Origin of the sequence: Sphingobacterium puteale, from assembly GCF_050986225.1 — a bacterium.
GTDB classification, from domain to species: domain Bacteria; phylum Bacteroidota; class Bacteroidia; order Sphingobacteriales; family Sphingobacteriaceae; genus Sphingobacterium; species Sphingobacterium puteale.
Genome location: NZ_CP158959.1, coordinates 1904233 through 1922930 on the forward strand (window position 1 = coordinate 1904233; position 18698 = coordinate 1922930).

Annotated in this window: 17 protein-coding genes and 1 pseudogene; 10 read left to right on the top strand and 8 right to left on the bottom strand. The window is 38.6% G+C overall.

From position 1 onward, the window contains the following. Positions 1-813 precede the first annotated feature (813 nt). From ABTV71_RS07845 to ABTV71_RS07855, 3 genes are all read right to left on the bottom strand, one after another. Positions 814-1488 (bottom strand): hypothetical protein, encoded by a 675-nt coding sequence (locus tag ABTV71_RS07845; protein ID WP_433902798.1) that lies wholly within the window; start codon positions 1486-1488, stop codon positions 814-816. Positions 1489-1650: 162 nt separating this feature from the next. Next, positions 1651-2307 (bottom strand): hypothetical protein, encoded by a 657-nt coding sequence (locus ABTV71_RS07850; protein ID WP_433902799.1) that lies wholly within the window; start codon positions 2305-2307, stop codon positions 1651-1653. Between the two features lie 256 nt (positions 2308-2563). Continuing rightward, positions 2564-3595, bottom strand: coding sequence for a ligand-binding sensor domain-containing protein (locus tag ABTV71_RS07855; RefSeq protein ID WP_433902800.1), 1032 nt, complete (start codon positions 3593-3595; stop codon positions 2564-2566). A 100-nt stretch (positions 3596-3695) separates the two neighbouring features. Between ABTV71_RS07855 and ABTV71_RS07860 the strand changes: the two genes are divergently transcribed. Then, the gene (locus tag ABTV71_RS07860) at positions 3696-4589 is read left to right on the top strand and encodes a winged helix-turn-helix domain-containing protein (RefSeq protein ID WP_433902801.1); all 894 of its coding nucleotides are present in this window, start codon (positions 3696-3698) and stop codon (positions 4587-4589) included. Positions 4590-4706: 117 nt separating this feature from the next. Here ABTV71_RS07860 and ABTV71_RS07865 read toward each other — a convergent pair whose 3' ends face one another. The 4 genes from ABTV71_RS07865 to ABTV71_RS07880 form a co-directional block, all read right to left on the bottom strand. Next, positions 4707-5312 (bottom strand): hypothetical protein, encoded by a 606-nt coding sequence (locus ABTV71_RS07865; protein ID WP_433902802.1) that lies wholly within the window; start codon positions 5310-5312, stop codon positions 4707-4709. Between the two features lie 143 nt (positions 5313-5455). Continuing rightward, the gene (locus tag ABTV71_RS07870; protein WP_433902803.1) at positions 5456-5728 is read right to left on the bottom strand and encodes a hypothetical protein; all 273 of its coding nucleotides are present in this window, start codon (positions 5726-5728) and stop codon (positions 5456-5458) included. A 298-nt stretch (positions 5729-6026) separates the two neighbouring features. After that, a complete protein-coding gene (locus ABTV71_RS07875; protein WP_433902804.1) occupies positions 6027-6296 on the bottom strand; it encodes a DUF1569 domain-containing protein in 270 nt (89 codons plus the stop codon). Between the two features lie 219 nt (positions 6297-6515). Continuing rightward, the gene (locus ABTV71_RS07880; RefSeq protein WP_433902805.1) at positions 6516-7103 is read right to left on the bottom strand and encodes a hypothetical protein; all 588 of its coding nucleotides are present in this window, start codon (positions 7101-7103) and stop codon (positions 6516-6518) included. 260 nt (positions 7104-7363) lie between these two features. Here ABTV71_RS07880 and ABTV71_RS07885 point away from each other — a divergent pair, with 260 nt between their 5' ends. The 7 genes and pseudogenes from ABTV71_RS07885 to ABTV71_RS07915 form a co-directional block, all read left to right on the top strand. Next, the gene (locus tag ABTV71_RS07885; protein WP_433902806.1) at positions 7364-7945 is read left to right on the top strand and encodes a hypothetical protein; all 582 of its coding nucleotides are present in this window, start codon (positions 7364-7366) and stop codon (positions 7943-7945) included. A gap of 38 nt (positions 7946-7983) precedes the next feature. Continuing rightward, positions 7984-8364 carry a hypothetical protein gene (locus tag ABTV71_RS07890; protein ID WP_433902807.1) on the top strand — a complete coding sequence of 127 codons (381 nt, stop codon included), beginning with the start codon at positions 7984-7986 and terminating at the stop codon, positions 8362-8364. Between the two features lie 105 nt (positions 8365-8469). Next, the gene (locus ABTV71_RS07895) at positions 8470-8985 is read left to right on the top strand and encodes a YegJ family protein (RefSeq protein WP_433902808.1); all 516 of its coding nucleotides are present in this window, start codon (positions 8470-8472) and stop codon (positions 8983-8985) included. A gap of 112 nt (positions 8986-9097) precedes the next feature. Continuing rightward, entirely contained in the window at positions 9098-9424 is a 327-nt protein-coding gene (locus ABTV71_RS07900) for a hypothetical protein (protein WP_433902809.1), read from the top strand. Between the two features lie 302 nt (positions 9425-9726). Beyond that, on the top strand, positions 9727-10077 hold the full coding sequence (locus ABTV71_RS07905) for a DUF7674 family protein (protein ID WP_433902810.1): 351 nt from the start codon (positions 9727-9729) through the stop codon (positions 10075-10077). Between the two features lie 102 nt (positions 10078-10179). Next, complete coding sequence (locus tag ABTV71_RS07910) at positions 10180-12213, top strand: hypothetical protein (RefSeq protein ID WP_433902811.1); 2034 nt, start codon at positions 10180-10182, stop codon at positions 12211-12213. A 106-nt stretch (positions 12214-12319) separates the two neighbouring features. After that, a pseudogene (locus ABTV71_RS07915) lies at positions 12320-12656 on the top strand (transposase); the annotation flags it as partial. A 227-nt stretch (positions 12657-12883) separates the two neighbouring features. Here ABTV71_RS07915 and ABTV71_RS07920 read toward each other — a convergent pair. Beyond that, on the bottom strand, positions 12884-13330 hold the full coding sequence (locus ABTV71_RS07920) for a helix-turn-helix domain-containing protein (RefSeq protein WP_433902812.1): 447 nt from the start codon (positions 13328-13330) through the stop codon (positions 12884-12886). Between the two features lie 796 nt (positions 13331-14126). On the opposite strand from ABTV71_RS07920, the gene ABTV71_RS07925 reads away from it, so the two are divergent. Together ABTV71_RS07925 and ABTV71_RS07930 are read left to right on the top strand one after the other, a co-directional pair. Beyond that, positions 14127-17321, top strand: a complete 3195-nt coding sequence (locus ABTV71_RS07925) for a SusC/RagA family TonB-linked outer membrane protein (RefSeq protein WP_433902813.1) — start codon at positions 14127-14129, stop codon at positions 17319-17321. A 9-nt stretch (positions 17322-17330) separates the two neighbouring features. Further along, the gene (locus tag ABTV71_RS07930) at positions 17331-18683 is read left to right on the top strand and encodes a RagB/SusD family nutrient uptake outer membrane protein (protein WP_121126846.1); all 1353 of its coding nucleotides are present in this window, start codon (positions 17331-17333) and stop codon (positions 18681-18683) included. Positions 18684-18698: the final 15 nt, after the last annotated feature.

Genomic DNA, 18698 nt, shown 5'->3' on the forward strand with positions numbered 1-18698 from the left:
TTTTTAATCAAGCTAATTAGGTATTTAATGATACGGTAAACACCATATCCAAGCAATATGAGGATTGAAATTGTCAAAGTATAGTCCAACCATTTTGGTAAGGATCCCCTCAGTACAAAATAGCATGTTAACAATATATATATGCCAATGTATAGTAATATCCTAAATGCTCTTTTCCAGCCAAACCAGACTGCTAGATAAAGATAGCTGCTTAAGACTCCAATACAAGGAAATATATACACGAGATTGGTTCCTTGCAGTTTTGGCTCATAGGGTGCATAAAATAACCTGCCGATTACAACGAGGATCGCTAGGTTAAACAATAGCTTAAAAATCCAACGGATATCAATTATGAACATAATTTGCGGTTTTATTCCATGTAATCAATTGAAGCAAAATACACCTGCCTATTAAATGATTAATATGCATAGAAATTTAATGATCAATCAGTTAAATGATTTGGTCTATTACTTTACAGTAAAGATAATAATAAAATTTGAAGTTGCTATATTTGACTGGATATGCCCACTTTATTCCCAACCTGTTAAACTATTCGGATTTTCCGAACAGTTGACTCAACTTAAAAAAAATCTTTTTCAATTCGGCGTTGCGTTCACTCCGAAATCATAAATATCTAAGTTGATAGGTGGCTCTGCCGTCATTACAAGAGGGGACACTTTTCATCTGACGTTAGTTACCACAAATAGGCCGACAAGCTTAAACTATCAACGGCTTGTCAGGCTCAGCTTATTTCCCATATCTTTTATCTCCCATATTCAAAATTGCGTTGAAAATTGTACCCTCCTTGGGAGTTTAGCTAAGTTTTGCCTCTCTTGTTAGTTTACTTTTGTCTATCCCTAAATCATTACTGAATAAATCAACCAGTATTTTTTCAATTTCGCTTTTATTAAAAGTGCTCGGGTTGCGCCTAGATTTGAAATAACTTTCACTTGTCATTTTTTTTGCTAATTGTCCAACTGTTTGCAGGGTAAGTATGTTGCCGAATTTTTTTGCAAACCAAAGTCCGGCATTTGAAAAAGCAAGTCCTGCAAGTCCGATCTGCCAATTAAAGAATAGTGCAGCGCAAGATGTAACTAGTAAAATCGCAAGTGTCACGGATGCCCAGTAGGGCGGTCGTAGGATATGAAGTTTAAAACCCAAATGCACTTCCAATTTTTTTACCAGAGAACGTCTGCTTTGTTTTGGCAGAAGGCCTAAGAGAGCAGAGCTGGTCGTGATTGTTTTGTAGTCTATTTGAAGTATCGATGCCATTGCATCACGCAGTTTATAAAAAGCCTGTTGGCTTGTGCAGTCGTTCGAATGCTCCAGTTGGATTTTATTGGCGATGTGATCACATAATTCACCAAAAGTGATAATGTTCATCAGTTCGGTGCTCTCAAACTTCATGTCAAATGACCTTTCAACTTTAACGAGTAAATCGCTAATGTCGTCTGGATCTACATTCTCTAGTTCGTCGTCTGCCATCATATTACTATTAACAGTTGGTTACAAAATACGAATATGCTGTAAAAATAGCATTTAGTATTATTTTTTTAATTTTTTAATACACAATTGAAAATACTCTTTTCATTTAAAAATCCGATAATCTATTCAAGCCGTGTTGGCGACTACTTCATGTTGCTATTGATATTAAGCTATCCAAGTGCCCTCATATTTTACAACCTTCCATTTGCCTTTTATTTTTTCAAGAATAAAATACCATCCCTGGCCACACAATCCACCACATATATGATCTACGGACACAAATGCTTTTTGGCCGTCATATGTCAGAATAGGTAAGTGGAAGACCAGCTTTGTTAAAAAACGTTCTTCCATAGTCAATCTATTGCTGTCTTTAACCATATACTTATGAACGATTGCTTGCGGAATATGAACCGTATCCCTGGCTCTTGTCTGATTGAGAAAACCGATGGAATCCTGCTTGCTATAATTAAGATGCCTAAACAATTCCCTGATTCCAATAGCATCTCCCAGAGGATAATCCTCCTTGTAAGTCGTATGTATCAGATCTTTGATAAATTTGTTTTCAATATAAGTTTCAGGTTTTTCAGTTATGATCAATCGACTGATATAAGTGTCATGGGTAATTATTGCATCCAGTATTTCTGCATAGTCTTTTTGAAAGGCAGAATAATTAAAAGTTTTTTCCGGCGTTTTTGCCTTAGGTGTTTTTTTAGCAGCGTTTTGACAAGCTACGATAAGAAATAAAATTGGGACTAGGAGAAATACTTTCATAAAATAGAGCGAATGATTTAAAGGATGATGCCAAAATGTTTTCTTTTCCATAATTCAATTCACCATATTCATGTATTAAGTTATTATTTGTCGTTCAGTATCTAATGGATGATTAAATCAAAACTAGACTCGACTAGGGAAGTCTGTGGAAGCTGCTACTAATTTAAGATTCCACAAAGGTTGCATCGTATTTCCATTCATTTAAGTAAATTATTAAATAAGAAAGCAGCAATTTTTTGATTATGTTACTAGTCTTTTGTAGCTACTCTAGTAGCGAAATGATAGGAACTTATTGCCCTTCTGCCCATTATTTCGTTTTAAAGTCCGTAAACCTATTTCCATTATAACGATGCACTCCATTTAAAGTACCAAACCATATGCTGCCATCATTAGCTTCGGTTATTCCAAAAATCAGGGCTTCCCCCGATCTGATTATCTCAGGAGGCGTAGAGGGATCCGATAACGATTTAGAATTGTAACGGGAGAGAATCCAGCTTTTTGTTTGGGTGGGAGGTTGTGAGACATGTTTGAAATCCCTATTGACAACACTATCCGAACTAGTCCAGATATTCCCATTTTTATCTTCGTAGATATAGCCAACAAACTGACTTGTATAATTTCTAAATATAGTACCGTCATAGCGCCATAGTCCGTCATTTCCTCCAAGCCAGATATTCCCATTTTTATCCGCTATTATAGAGCGGACATTTTTGAAAGGTTTACCTTCATGCCTGAGGATCGTATATTTTTTGCCATCATAGACACAGGCATAATCAGCTGTCCCAAACCATAGCTTTCCTGTTTTGTCCTCTGTAATCGAGTTGACACTGTTGCTGGAAAGTCCGTCTTTTGTTGTAAAATTTTTAAAAGACTTTCCATCATAGCGGCTCACCCCAGCATCTGTGCAGAACCAAATATGACCCGCCTTATCCGCATAGATTTCAGTGACCTGGTTACCTGCAAGGCCGTCTTTTGTTGTAAAATTGTGAAAGGATTTTCCATCATAATAATACACGCCTGAACCGATCGAGGCCAACCAAAAGTTTCCTTTTTTATCTTCCAATACTCCGAAAAAACGGGCAGTACTGACTTCAGCTGTTACATTGCTGAACGATTTTCCATCGTATCGGAAAACGCCCTTCCATGAAGCAATCCAAATATTGCCCTTTCGGTCTTGCTTTACCGTACGGACGATTCCACTAGGGCCATGTGCGGCGCTTGGATAATGGGATAAAACTATTGGATTGTTTAACCGCTGTTGCTTATGGTTATTATCGCCGCAGGAATTGATTAAAAAAGAGAGCAGCAGTAAAATGGAAATGTTCATTGTATTGTTCATATGCTATCAAAGTTGGTTGAGCGAAAATACTTTGATATCTTTATAGTTGACCGTTCAGGATTGTAAATTAAATTGTAAACTTTGTAAATAATGTCCGCTTATGCGATTTGATTTCAAAAATCTTCCTAGTAGAAAACGTAGATACATTATTGGACTAACATTGGTATTTCTATCTATAACATTGATCGGCCTGGCATTCGGTAGGGAGGAGAGGAGTAGCTTTGATGCAGCCAAAACAGAAATTTTACTCCGTAAACTTGGCCACCAACTGCTTTTACAGTCGGGAGATAGTTCATCGAGGGTGCTCCCTATAGAAAGGATTACAGCAGATGAATATCGGATTAGGTTTGAACAGCATCTTACCTTTCAACCTGATTCTCTCTTAAATACGACGAAAGATCTGTTGGCCAAAGATCCGTTCAATCGCGATTATATTGTCAACGTCCTAAACTGTGGTACCAGTACTGTAGCTTATGGATTTGCTATCGCTGGAGAAAAAGAAGATGATATTGTACCCTGCTTAGGAAGAGAGCAACCTAGTGAGTGTTATATCATTGACATCAAATTCAAACCCATAGAACATGAAGCCAAAAATGTCTATATCTTGGGGAGTCTGTCCGCATTGGCTTTTATCTGTTTTGCTGTTTTTAGACCACGTGCATTACAAAGAGCGCCCAAAGTGGATCAGCCTGCAGAAGTATTCCATTTTGGTTCGGTCCAGTTTGATCCCCATGAAAAGCAATTGAGGATAAATAATGAATGTATAGATTTGACTCTGACCGAAGCAAGACTAATGAATATTTTTGCACTGTCCCCTAATGAGACAATAACTAGGAGTCGGTTGCAAAAAGAGATATGGGAAGATGAGGGGGTGATTGTGGGGCGCAGTTTGGATATGTTTATTTCGAAACTCAGGAAAAAATTGGAAACAGTTCCCGATATCAACATTATTGTGGTTCGAGGCAAGGGCTATAAGCTTGAAGTTAGGGGTTAAAGAAAGTTTTTTTACACTTGATTATACGTAGATCAATCCAGAATCCTGCATTATTTTTTCGAATAGTAATATCGTTAGTTATAGGTCGGTTTTAAAGCGATAAGAGTAGCTATTCGCCTAATATGTTAGAAAACTTCTGAGGGTTTCTTTATTTATATTTTTAGACAAGGCTTTGATTAATTTTCCTTTGCTATCCAATAATATAAATGCAGGTATATCTTTCGAGCTCAGATATCGCTGCTGAATTTTTTGGCTACGTTGACCTATGGTTATATTGCCAGTGCTGTATTCGTCCTTTTTAAGATTTGGTATTTCATCCATCCTGGTTTTGTCATCAATGTACAAAATGACAAACAAGAATTCATGAAGAAGTTTTGTATTGAGTTTCTTATCGTCAAACAAAGAAACTTCGAGTTTTCTGCTATCTATATGGTTCCAGCCCGTAAAATAGATAACAACATTCCTATTGAGGCTGTCAGCTTCCAGAAAAATTTCCGCTAACGTCATAGTATTATACTTCCCCCTGAATAGTGCATCTTCAATATTGCGTGGCGAATCGTTTTTCTTTCCTTCCATCCCCAAATCTTTGCTTGTTTGTTGCTGTTTCGTTGCAAGACTTTTAAAAATTCCCCAGGCATCAAAATAAGTATAATCTTTCGAGGGATTGGCCTTTAGGTAGTTATAAAAGTCTTCTACCTCGTTAGAATCTAGTGGGATTTGCAAGAGCAACTTGCTATCTGCTACCCAATTTTTAAGGTCTACGTTTTTATTTTTAAGCGCTTTGGTTGCATCATGTGACCGTTTTAAGAAGGGAAACTCGTCTGAATTTTGAAATTCTATAATTTTGTCAAAGATATGCTGGTAAGTTACATTTTTTTCTTGCCATAATCCATGAACGGTATAATTAACGTCGCAAAAAGTGGGGGATCACTGATTATTTCAAGTGCATTGCTGTCGAGACCGCATGCTTTTAACTGTGTAAAATCTTTAAAAATACGCTCAATTTTGCCACTATCTAAATCTTGAAAGCTTATTTTCTTTTTCAGAAGTTGTTTGCAATTTACCTGCGCATTCACAAAGTTGATGCTGGAGATTGCTATCAGAATTGCTAGGGTAATAATGTGGTATATTTTTTCCATTTATTAAAATAGAGGGCTCTATCAAATATAAGAATTTGGAACTGAAATTACATCCAAATAGTGCAACATTCAATATATCGGCTTCGCTGGCATAAATAGAATTTGATTGTTATCGTCGCCTTTTTGCAACCATTGCCCATCATGATCCTTGATAAAGGAAGTATGCTCATCTTTTTAGACCAAGAAATTTCCTTTCTCTCTATCATATGCAATTAGCTTTATTCCATTTTCAGATACCTGCCATAGAACGAACCCCTTATAACGCCTGATCCATGTAGCGGTTTCGTGGCTTTTTGGGTTACGCTCCAAACTGCTTTAAATGGTGGTTGCAATGCTTGTATATGAACTGACCTAATTGGGCTCTGGACATTCTACCAAAGAACCAATGTACAAATGTATCTTTTTCAAATGTTTCATATTTCTCGATTAATAATTTCCAATTTCGTTTCTCCATTTCTAAATCATGTATGTCTTCATTTACGATAAATACAGAGGATGTGGGTGCGTTTTTGCCAAAACTTGTTGTTTCATCTTTCAATATCCCCTTTATCGCATTTTGACCAAACATTCGCCCTAAAAATGAACGCTTAAGCTATTTGTACAAGAGTAACTGAGAATATTAAAAATAATAAATGATAGAAATTTGAAAGGTGGCATGCATTGAATTAATAAAAAAGATAAATATAAAAAAATACCAGATTAAGATAGTTTAACTGGCATTCTTTTGAATTGGGCCATCAACTATTTGTGTTGTTTAACTGTCAGATTAAGTCTTAACTTTTACACTTTATAACTTAAAAGTTCCTTTCAAAGTTGTTCTGCTGCCATTTTCATTAGCGATCGAGAATTCTATTGTTCCAGAACCTTTGATATTTTCTTTCAAACCGCTATCATCAAAATGTGTAAATGAAATATATCCAGTACCGTAATGATAAGTTTTGTAATCTTCGGTATACCGAATATAAGCCAAATCTTTTTCATGTTCCCAGATCTTTCCATCTTTCTCGATGTTAAATATCTCCTTTCCATTAATTGGCTTAATTTCATATTTTTTGTTTAAGCTAACACCACCCTCGACAGGAAAGTATATAGAGAAGGTGAATGCTGTATTATTTCGATTTCCTTTTTTGTAAGGCGAGGATGTAAATCGGATGCTTTCTTTAATTCCACTTGGATTAGTCGTAGATGGAGTGTTATATATAAGTCTGGGGCCATCATATGCTCCTGGTGGAAGAATAATTGATCTTTCATCGACATAGTTTACGCCATCTTTTTGAATCTCTAGTTTTTTGTCACTCGGTATTGGCCCTCCTTCTTTGTCACAAGAAAAAAATAGAAAGGACATTACCCCTAATAGTAGTAATGCTTTTTTCATAATTATAGTGTTGTATTGTTTATTAAACGCTATACTGCAACAGGATGCTACAGTTATTAATTTATTGATTAATTAATTGTTTTTTTGCATTAGCGAGTTCCTATCGTACTTCGCGATAATAAGATACAAAATTATATAAGGATATAGAGTGTTGTGTAGAAAACATCAAAGTCAAAAATACCACTTGGGATAATCACCAATAATACTTTTCACCCATTCACAAAATATTTATTATTTTTAAATTATTGTTAAGCCCATTTATGAAATATATCCTTGTATTTTTGATAAACCTGATGATCATATTGACAGCCTCAGGTGACAATGATCAGTCGTCGGATGTTAATTTCCAACATCAAGAAAATAATGAGGTTTCCAGCGCTGATCAGGATACAATTCTTCCCACTGGTTGGTACTTTGTTCTGGAAGAGGGTGCCCCGAATGCTATCGCAAAGCAGCTGGATAAATCCACCGCAATCTTATTTCTACACCCCGTTCCTATTCTGACAGTTTCAAATTTTGAATCTGTCACGATAAGTGAAAATGCTACAAAAGATAAAACCATTGCTATGCAATTTGATGAAATTGGGACTCTGAAATGGGCGGCGGCAACAGAAAAAGCGAGTCGAAACAGGGGCCGTATAGCTTTTATCGCGGATAATGTACTTTTAGACGCACCATTTGTAAATGCGCGGATACCCAATGGTGTATCAGCAGTCAGTTGTGGTGGATACTATTCTGAAAATGAACTCGAACAATTTAAAAAAAGAATCGAGAATGAGATGTCAGCAAAAAGTAATCGAAATACTAATTTATCAGAAATAGATAATGAAGATACCAATTAAATTAGGAACATACTTTGTTATCAATTTAGGCGATTATTATGTATTTGGACGAATCATCGAAGGTTATATTTTTGTTTTCATCAAAGGAAGATATTGACTTGGATATGCTATTAGAACAGAATATTCTTTTTTCAATTCATGTTGGTTGGGCTGCTATTACCTCTAAAAGATGGAAGGTTTTGGCAATAAAGCCTCTCGAAGAAAAATTTAGAGCTGTAGTCCCTTTTTTCGTACAGGAAATAGGCAATGATGACTTATGTTGGATCGATTATGATGGTGAAAGAATTCAAGTTTCTAAAATTGAATGTATTGGGTTTGAAAGATTGGCGACTTGGAATGCGATCCATGTTGAGCAACGTATCAGGGATCATTACGATGGAAAACCTAATATGTATCTTTTGGGGTTGAGGTTGAGATAGGATTTATTTTCCTTATATGGAGAGTACAAATACCTATGTTATATTTAGAAGACTGGGCTCTATTTAAAGATTCCAGAAGAAATTACATATGTAAAATATTTAAAGATGAGATTCAAAATTATTAGACCTATTTTATTTGTTGCTATCGGCAGCGCTGTATTGATGGCATGCCAGTCACCGTCAGTAAAAGATAAAATTGAAAATGATGAAGTCATTGGTTTCCGCTCTGACGATGAAGCTATGAATGCAGCTATAGCAAAGGCAAAAAACTCGCTCGATCTATTTGTGCAGGCGTTTCAGAAACCACAAGAAGGATATGAAGGTTTTGCCCTCAAACTAGCATATCATACACCTGACCAAAGTTTGGAGCACATTTGGATTGGTAATCTCACTTATATAAATAACCAATTTACAGGTGTTGTCCATAATAGCCCTGTCTCAACGAAAGAGGTCGCCCTTGGTGACACCGTACTGATCGATAAACAAAAAATATCAGATTGGATGTATTTGGATAAAGGTATATTGAGAGGTGGTTATACGATTCGTGCGATGCGTGATCAGCTGTCGGAACCGGAAAAAGAAGAATTTAACAAATCGATCGATTTTACGATAGAAGATTAGGTCTTAATTCAGGTCCGATAACATCAAAAATGCAGATTGGACAATGATCTTCTGTTATTTATTCAAAAATAGCCATATATTATAATTATATTAAAGACTAATCAAGCTTGCAATGAACCAAGAACTGTTGGATTCTCTGAAAACTCACCTAGATTTAGAAGAATCTTTGGATAATGGGCAGTTTGCTATTTATTCTGACTACAGGGAAAGGGATGATGTATACTTCATTAAAGCGAATAAAGAAGGACTAAAACTGTTCGCCTATCAGCTATTATGCGCCGCCAAAGATTTAGAGGACCAGGAGAAAAAGCAGGTATTTCAAAAGATTATATTGGATGAAACTCCATGGGTGCTTAAAGATTCAGAAATTGTTTTAAAACATATTGAAGATCCTTCGATGATTAATGTCAGTGAAACGGGAATCGCTCAATCGAGCTGAAAAGATCGATCTGTGACCATAGGCTGCTTTATTGTACTTGCTTTTCTTTTGATTTCTCTGGTGGTGGGTGTTTACACCGTTATTGATTCTATTTTATAAGTTATACATACTTTTTCTTTAATTTCTGAAGCGTTGGGATTTGCAGAAGCGACCTACAAAGCGTCTCCTCACAAATATACTGCTGCAGGAATGATTCAGGAAGAGTATAGAGATGATATAAATCGATAATTTTTATATTTGAATTCAAGATATGTGGAATTGGCAGAGGGGGGAAAATGATTAAGTTGTCCTAATATAAAAGTATGAAAGGTAAAAATCTGTTTATTAATGAGTTGGTTGAGTTGTTTCCAAGCTTAGAGGAGGAACTTTTAGATGAAGACAATAGCGATTCTATTACATTTCAAATGGGGACTTTCAGACGGTTTATGCAGGCGGCTATAGATGAAAATGACCGGAGCAAGTTTAATTCCATGGTATATTTTTTAACGAAGAATTTGCCTTTGGTTGATAAGCGAATTCAGAATGCCATTTATATAAACTTTTTAGGCAAATTAGATTTTTCTAAAAACCCCAGTTTAAGAAAGTTGTTAGGGGGGAGTTTAGGGAAAGCCTATTCTGATATTGAAAATTATCATAATTATCGCCCATATTGACTTTTCGGTATCTCTCCGATACCGCTTAAATATAGCTTCTTTTCCTCAGATACCGCTATTGACAAACCTACTTTTGCTATACACTTTAAAAGAAAAAGAAATATGGCAAATCAATTTTTAATTAAGAACAGCATGCAAGAGATGAGGGAACTCTCCGCAAGTGAGATCGCAGGATTGCAGGGAGAAAATCCAGTCTATTCTGGAATACAATTAATGGGGTATTACAAGCAAGGGGATACTCCAGCCCCGATTATCTATTATCCAACCATCAGATCTTTAGTGGATAATGGTGGGTCATTTATTGTAATTCAGAATATCAAGTTAGAATCAATATTTAAGGAAGGTATTGACGCTTCTTATTTTGGCTATAAGTGTGATTATATTAATGGGGTAGGGACAGATAATGTTGTTGTACTCGCTAAACTTTATGAGGCGTGCAAACTTTATAAATGTAAAATGATCATTCCTGTAGGCGATTCACTTACAAGTAGATTTGGAAGGTTCAATGATATCGATGTGGAGGGATACGGTGCACATGTCCATCTTAAAAATGTAAATACACCCACGATGGTGCAATTTGGTTCGAATTCAAAAGTAGAAGGGATTAAATTCCACTCTACCGAACCTGATCTTAATTTTAGCAGAAGTGGTATAGAACAAGCCGAAAATTCCTACATCCGCCATTGCGGGTTTTATAATTTTAAGAATCCTACCAATTCCAATTCCTGGGGTATTTTTGTAAATAATGTGATTAATGTAACAATCGACTCCTGTGATTTTTCAAATAATACACAATCTGATATTGCAATCGTTGACAATTGTGAAAATGTCACTATTATCAGTCCTACTAATCTAACCGAAGACGGAGTCTATTTAAATATAGAACCAAATGGTAATTTAACCAATCGTGGCATTAACGTGATAGGAGGTATATATAGGAAAATGAGCCTTTTGTTAAATACATTTACAGCAGATACAATAAAATCTTGTAATGTTGTTGGTGCAGTTATTCGCAGACTTAGGTATAAGGGGGCAGATGTAATTTTTAATAATACCATCATTAATACTATTGAAACTGCGGGAGCAGAGATGCTAGGAAGCTTAAGTATAAGTCTGAATATGGGAGATAATTTATTGGCTGATCCTTATATCTATGATACCCACGTTGCTGATACCACAAGACATTGGGTTTCCGCTTTCGGAACCTATCGGGTAGATCGGGTCGGAAAAGATTATTCCACAATTAACTTTGAAAATGCAGCACAAACCTCCAATTTGACAACCCCATATTATCTTAGTGGAACTGATACTGAACTTTTTCTTATTTCCATACATGGGCAGGCGCACTATCTACAAGACAGTTCCCAAATTTCCCGAAATATTGATATAAGATGTTATAACGATTCTAATACATTATTATCGACTATTACCATGTCGTGCTTTCGATTTATCGCAGGTGTGGTAGGTAAAACAGGGTTTATAAACCAGTCTTGTTTTTTTAGACTTGTACCCGGTTCTACAAAATTCAAAATATATTTAGGGAATAATAGTCCTTCTTCGAAATCCCTAGATATTAAATTTATATCAATTAATAGAGTTTTGTCAATTGGAAATGGTGTGGATCTAAATGCATATATCGCTGAGAATATGCCTAAAAATAGATATAAGATTTCCTCTGCTTTAGTTGCGCCTGGTTTTCAGGGAGCAGGAGGTAGGATTGGGGATATAGTAGAGCTATTTACTCCAATTGTTGGGAAAGTCAACTCATGGGTATGCACTACAGAAGATAGACCTTCTATATATGTTCCGATCACTGTCCCGAATAATGATCTCGCAGCTTTGAAGGTCGGTACGACTGCACAACGGCCAGACGTGATTTCAATAAATACTAATTTCATATATTATAACACGGAGAAACAGATACATGAAATTTCAAATGGAATCGCATTTGTTCCTATGTCCCCTATTGCTACAGATACCGTAGAAGGCACAGTAAAAAGATCTATTGCAGTAGATAATTGCATATTAAATGACGCTAATGATTTGTCATCAGCGATATCTTTGGTAAATAATTTGAAAGCACAGTTCAACGCCAAACTTACTGCGGATCGTAATAGCGGGCAGCAATCATCGTAATACCTTTTGATCTCACCGGACCAATTGTGTTTATCTTTTTTGCAAACCATTTGGCAGCTCCATTAAAAGTATAGAACGAATTAAAGATGATAAAACCTATTTCCGTTTCGAAGAAAAATGGGGCAAGAAATATCCTCTTGCTGCCAAATCCTGGATGGATAATTGGACCAATCTTTCTACTTTCTTTGAGTACGAGGATCAGGTTCGCAAGATTATATACACCACAAATCCGGTCGAGGGAATGCACCGTCAGATACGAAAAATCATTAAGTCTAAAGGAGCCTTCAGCTCCGAACAGGCACTAATGAAATTGATGTATCTGATCATAAAGGATATCGCAAAAAAAATGGACGATGCCAATGCATAACTGGAGCTTGATCATATCCCAACTTTATATAGATTTTGGGATAGGCTCAAACTCGAAAGAGGTTTTTAAGTTTTAATCCTATGACACAGTTGGTGTTACACTCCCGTTAGATCCCAATTATAAATCAAAAATATTTTCATTTAGAAAGTCATAGCAATTGGTATAATATTTATATCATGCTCTGTTCTGTACGGTGTTAAAAAGCCCGAGCAAAGAATTACTAATTTTCAAGGTATTGCATTGTGATGCGTTTTTCGGGATTGAAAAAGTTGTTATTACACTTCCCATAAACTTGCTGATATCTTACTTTTTCTTCAGCCTCTTCACCTCTTCCGCTAAATCGGCAACTACTTTTGACAAATCCAAAATTGCTTGAGTTTTAACAGCGTCGTCTTGAACGAGTTTTTCTAAAAGTGAAGTTAATTTGGAAGTTTCATTGAAAATTGGTTGGTGATTTTGATGTGCGACAGCATGATCTTTAAAATCATGATTATGTTGGATATTATATATTGCATTATCATCATTAAAATTTTTGATGAATTCGACAGTAACACCCAAAGCTATAGCTAATTCTTCAAGAGTGGGCTCTTCAATAACGATTTGACTTTCAATCTCTGATATTTTCTGTTGAGAAAAATTGCTTGGACACATTTTACCTAATGCCTCTTGCTTAATTCCTTGCATCCTACGAAGCTTTGCTATGACTTCACCTTGTTTAATTTTTCTTTCATCTTGAAATACAACACTCATAATTTACCTGATTAAAATAAGTCCGTAAAATACGGGTAAGTTACCCGTTTGCTACCAAAATCTAATTTGGTACCTTTGATATAAAGGTACGATTATTTGTCGATAAAATCAGTCTTAAGAGCATTTAAAGCCACTTTTAAAGCAAATAATTTGTCTTTGGTATATTAAAACAATACATTTGCACCATCTTAATAGGTGGTAGCACTTATGAGTCTTGTCTACGAAACCTGAGAAATTTCAAATGGAACAAGGCGATAAGTGGATCAAAACGCCCGTCGGTAATGGCGCGGCGTCCGCTTACTCGTTCCATAGGCTTCTCAGGGCCGCGTAGACAGTAGGTTGGATGCCGCGCCATTGTTGGTTTCTACACTTGCCGCAAGACTCGTTTCAATAAACAAACGAGTTATGAACAGAAAACAAATCACTAAAAACAAAATCAGGCCAGCGGAGTAGCTCTGCAAGCAAAGTCATATAATGACTTCCTCTAATCTTGAAGAGCGTAGCGACCCTATTATTTACCTAGAAAATCTCAATCAAACGCTCTTAGGTTGCAATTTATCAATCATTTTTTATTTGTGACCTAAGCTAGGCTTAGGAGCAAAGGCGATGCGTTTGTAAGTATCACAGGAAATTCTAATCCAAGCAGGTCACAGCCCTATTAACACCTTTAAAAATGAATCATTTTTACAAGGGTGGGAGTGAACTGCCTATTGGTACACAATGCTCCTGCCCAGAACAAACTAAATCGAACTGCTTAAAATTGTCAGTCCTCTTCTTGAGTATTGTAATGTTTTCTATGTTTAGTTTATCAGCTCAGACGCCCCGCAAGGACAGCGGGGCCGACGGGCTGAAGAAGGAACTATTACGTGGTACGGTGGTTTCATCCCTCGATGGGGAACCTTTAGTCGGCGTATCGGTACGCATACCGGGCGAAAAAGGTAACGCCAAAACTGATAAAAATGGGAATTTTACAATTCCGGTTTCAAGCCGTAAAGGAGCGGTAGCACTTTCTCATATCGGCTATAACGACCAATTAGTCGATTATCAAGTAGATATCAAGCTCAGCATCACCCTTTTTCTCAAAGAGAATACCTTGGATGAGGTGGAAGTGGTGAGTACCGGATTACAGCAGATTCCCAAGGAAAGGTCTGCGGGTAGTTTTGAGTTTGTAGATAATAAGCTGCTGAACCGAAAAGTATCCATGGATTTTATCTCACGGCTGGAAGATGTCGTGCCCAGTATCTCGACGGTAAAAATGCTCGATGAGAACCGGGGTAAATTTCCCAATATCAATGTCAGGGGGCGGAGCTCGATCAGCTCTAACATCTGGCCTCTGATCGTAGTAGACGGGTTTCCTTATAGCGGTAATTTCAATAATATCAACCCCAATGATATTGAAAACATCTCTATTTTAAAAGATGCTTCTGCCTCATCCATTTGGGGTGCACAGTCGGGAAATGGTGTGATTATCATCACCACCAAGAAAGCAAAACGAAATGAACCTTTTAGGGTATCCGTCAATGCAAATACAACCGTTGAAAATAAACCCGACCTCTACTATTTCCCGCAGATGAGTACCTCGGATTTCATTGATGTGGAGCTGATGCTTTTTGAAAAGGGATTTTACAACAGCCGTATGTATGACCGAATGTATACGATGACCCCTGTGGTGCAGCTGCTCAAAGATCGTCAGGAAGGCAAGTTGACGGATGCTCAGCTGACCGATAAAATAAATGCGCTGCGGTCGATAGATATGCGGGATGATTTTTCCAAGTACATCTATCGCAAAGCCGTAAAACAACAGTATAATGTGCAGCTCGCAGGTGGTGGACAAAAACTGAGCAATATTTTCTCGGCGGGTTTTGATAAAAACCGAGGGGCGGTGGTTACCAATTCGTCCGATAGACTGTCTTTCCGTAACCAGACGGCTTACAGACCCATTAATCGCCTGGAGCTAAACCTGAGCACACAGTACACACAGTATACCACCAAGGATGCCATGGTGCCGATCAAATACAATGAAATGGGAGCGGGCTATGGCAACTATCCCTATATGCGCCTGGCAGATGAAAACGGTAATCCACTAGAGGTAGAGACTGTGGGACTGAGCCGCGACTTTAGGGATACCGTGGCTGGCGGAAGACTGCTCGACTGGAATTACAGGCCGCTTGCCGAACTGTACGAAACACAGATCAAGGATAATACAAAGGAGATCATGTTTTCATTTGGAGCAAACTATCAGATACTGCCCGAGCTAAGGCTTTCGCTGCTCTATAATTTTAGAAAAGCGGATAGCAAACAAGAAAATTGGCGGGGGATTGGTAGTATGCACCAACGCGATGAGATCAACTATTTCGCATCATGGGACAAGCAGTCCGTCACATGGAACTATCCGGTCGGCGACTACCTCTATATCTTAAATGGTAGCAGCGATGCACAGCAGGGGAGGGTACAGCTGGACTACAACCGTAAATTTACGGACGCCCACGAAGTTAATGTATTGCTGGGCGGCGAGATCCGTCAGGATCATTCGACAGCCCACTCATCGGTATTCTTTGGCTATGACCCTACGACGCTGTCCTATCAGGAAGCGGACCTTGTGCATGATCACCCTTATCTTAATGGGATCCTGGGTGTCCGTAAAATCAATAATTACCCGCAGTTAGCTGAGGTAACCAATCGCTTTACATCTTACTTTGCCAATGCTTCTTATACCTTTAAACAACGGTATATCTTTAATTCCAGCATGCGCAAGGATGCCTCCAACTTGTTTGGCGTCAGTGCCAATGATCGGGGCAAGCCATTTTGGTCCATAGGTGCCGCGTGGTTACTTTCCAATGAAAGCTTTATGACCGATGGCCCCTTTTCAACGCTCAAGTTGCGCATGACCTATGGTAAAAATGGGAATGTAAACAATGCCACATCGGCTTATCCGATTATGCTACGGTCTACCCAAAATCACTTTTTGACGGGATTGCCATATGCAAGTATGCAAAGCCCGCCAAATCCCGATCTGAGATGGGAGACGGTGGGGATGTTTAACTTAGGGATGGATTTTAGTCTTAAGGGTGGCCGCCTGAGCGGTTCGGCAGAATTTTATATCAAAACGCCAAAAGATCTGATTTCGGCTACGCAGATAGACCCGACTACAGGTTTTGCATCGCTTAATGTGAACAGTGCCAATCTCAAAGCCAAAGGGATAGATCTTTCTATCCATTCAGTAAATATCAGTGCTACAGATTTTTCGTGGCGCTCGGATCTTGCTTTTTCCTATAACCGGACCAAGGTGACAAAATCGTATCTGGCCGATCAGCTTGGGCGCTACTACCGCTCGGGGGCGTATTCTATGAATGTCACACCGATCGAAGGGGCTGACCTCAATAGCATCATCAGTTACAAATGGGCGGGGCTGGATCCACAGACGGGCAAGCCGCGGGGCTATGAAAACGGAGAGATTTCCACCAATTATACGTCCATCGTAAATGGTACATTGCTGGCAGATATGCAGAATTCAGGTTCGGCATTGCCGCTTTACTTTGGATCATTGCGGAATAGCTTTACATACAAAAACTGGGACTGTTCGTTCAACATAAGCTTTCAGTTGGGGCACAAGTTTATGCGCAAGTCTATTAACTATTCCACCTTGGTGGCCAACAATGTAGGGCATGCTGACTATGCCAGGCGATGGCAGAAACCCGGGGACGAAAAAATAACGGATGTACCTGTGTTTACCTATCCGGCCAATGCGCAGGAGGCGAATTTCTATATGTATTCTGCCGCCCTGGTGTCGCCGGCAGATCAGATCAAATGGCGCGATATTCAGATCGGCTATTCACCCAAAAACCGCTGGCTAAAAGATCTGCGGGTGTATGCCTACGCGGCCAATATCATGTCCATATGGCGGGCAAACAAATTGGGAATAGACCCGGAATTTGGGAATAATCCACCCGACCCCTTTGCCGGATCATTAGGACTTAGTTTTTCTTTTTAACACGATTATATGAAAACTTATATCATACTTACCATAGGCCTATTAATGGCCTCCTGCTCAGATTTTCTAGAGCTCAAGCCTGATCGGAAAATGGACATTCCGAGTACGCTTGCTGACTGCGAACTCTTGTTGAATGAATATGCTGTACTTAACAGCAGTTTTGCAGCAGCAAATCTAATCGCAGGGGAAGAGTTTTACCTGAATGGCGAAGACTGGAGTTCCATATCGGATCCGGATGAGCGCAATGCCTACATCTGGTCGGATGAGCCCACGATCAATGCCGCTGCATGGCAAGGGCCCTATAAGGCGGTTTTCTATGCAAACCAGATATTAAGTGTAGTGGAAGCACTTTCGGCGCAGGAGAAGGAGAGTCAGCAAGCAAAGGAGATTGTGGGTAACGCTCATTTCTTTCGGGCTTTTGCCTATCAGCAGTTGCTCGAGCTCTATTGTCTGCCCTTTAATAAAAATACGGCTGCTGCGGAACTGGGGCTACCCCTGAAATTTACACCGGATCTTGAGTTGCCCAAGGGAAGGGCAAGCCTATTGGATACCTATCAGCAGATTGTGTCGGACTATCAGATGGCCGCAGATAAGCTGCCGCTAACGGCTATTGCTCGGAGCAGACCCAATAAAACGGCTGCCTATGCCGGATTGGCACGACTGTATCTTGATATGCAGGACTACGCGGGTGCTTTTCGCTATGCAGATTCTGCATGGAAAGCACAGCCAAATTTGTTAGACTACAATACACTGGATATATACGATGAAATGAGTATCCCCAAGAACAATGCGGAGATCATATTTACGGCGCAAACATTTTATTCGGAAACATTAACACCTTATGCCGCACGGATAAATCCGGACTTGATGGCGCTTTATGCGAATCATGATCTGCGTAAACTGATCTACTTTCAATACAATGATTTTGATCCCGGAACCTATGGTTACAAGACCAATTACGACCAGAGCGCTATTGGAGCATTCATAGGCTTTACTTCCAGTGAGATGTTACTGATCCGTGCGGAGGCTGCAGCCCGTTTGAGCAAAAACATGGATGCTCTGGCTGATATCAACCTGCTGCGTAAGAACAGGTTCGCAAATGGAAAATTCGTGCCCGTCGATTGGGGGAATGATATGCTGCTATCCGAGATATTGAAAGAACGACGACGCGAATTGGTATTTAGGGGAAGACGCTGGGCCGACACGAAACGATTGAATCAAACAGGTGTAACACAGGTCGTTCCTCGGCGCGAGGTCAATGGGACGAATTATCAGCTTGTGGTCGGCAGTCCTAAATATGCTTTTTTAATCCCCCGTGCAGTAGTAGACCTAAATCCAACAATTGAACAGAACAAACGATAATATATACAAATAGAA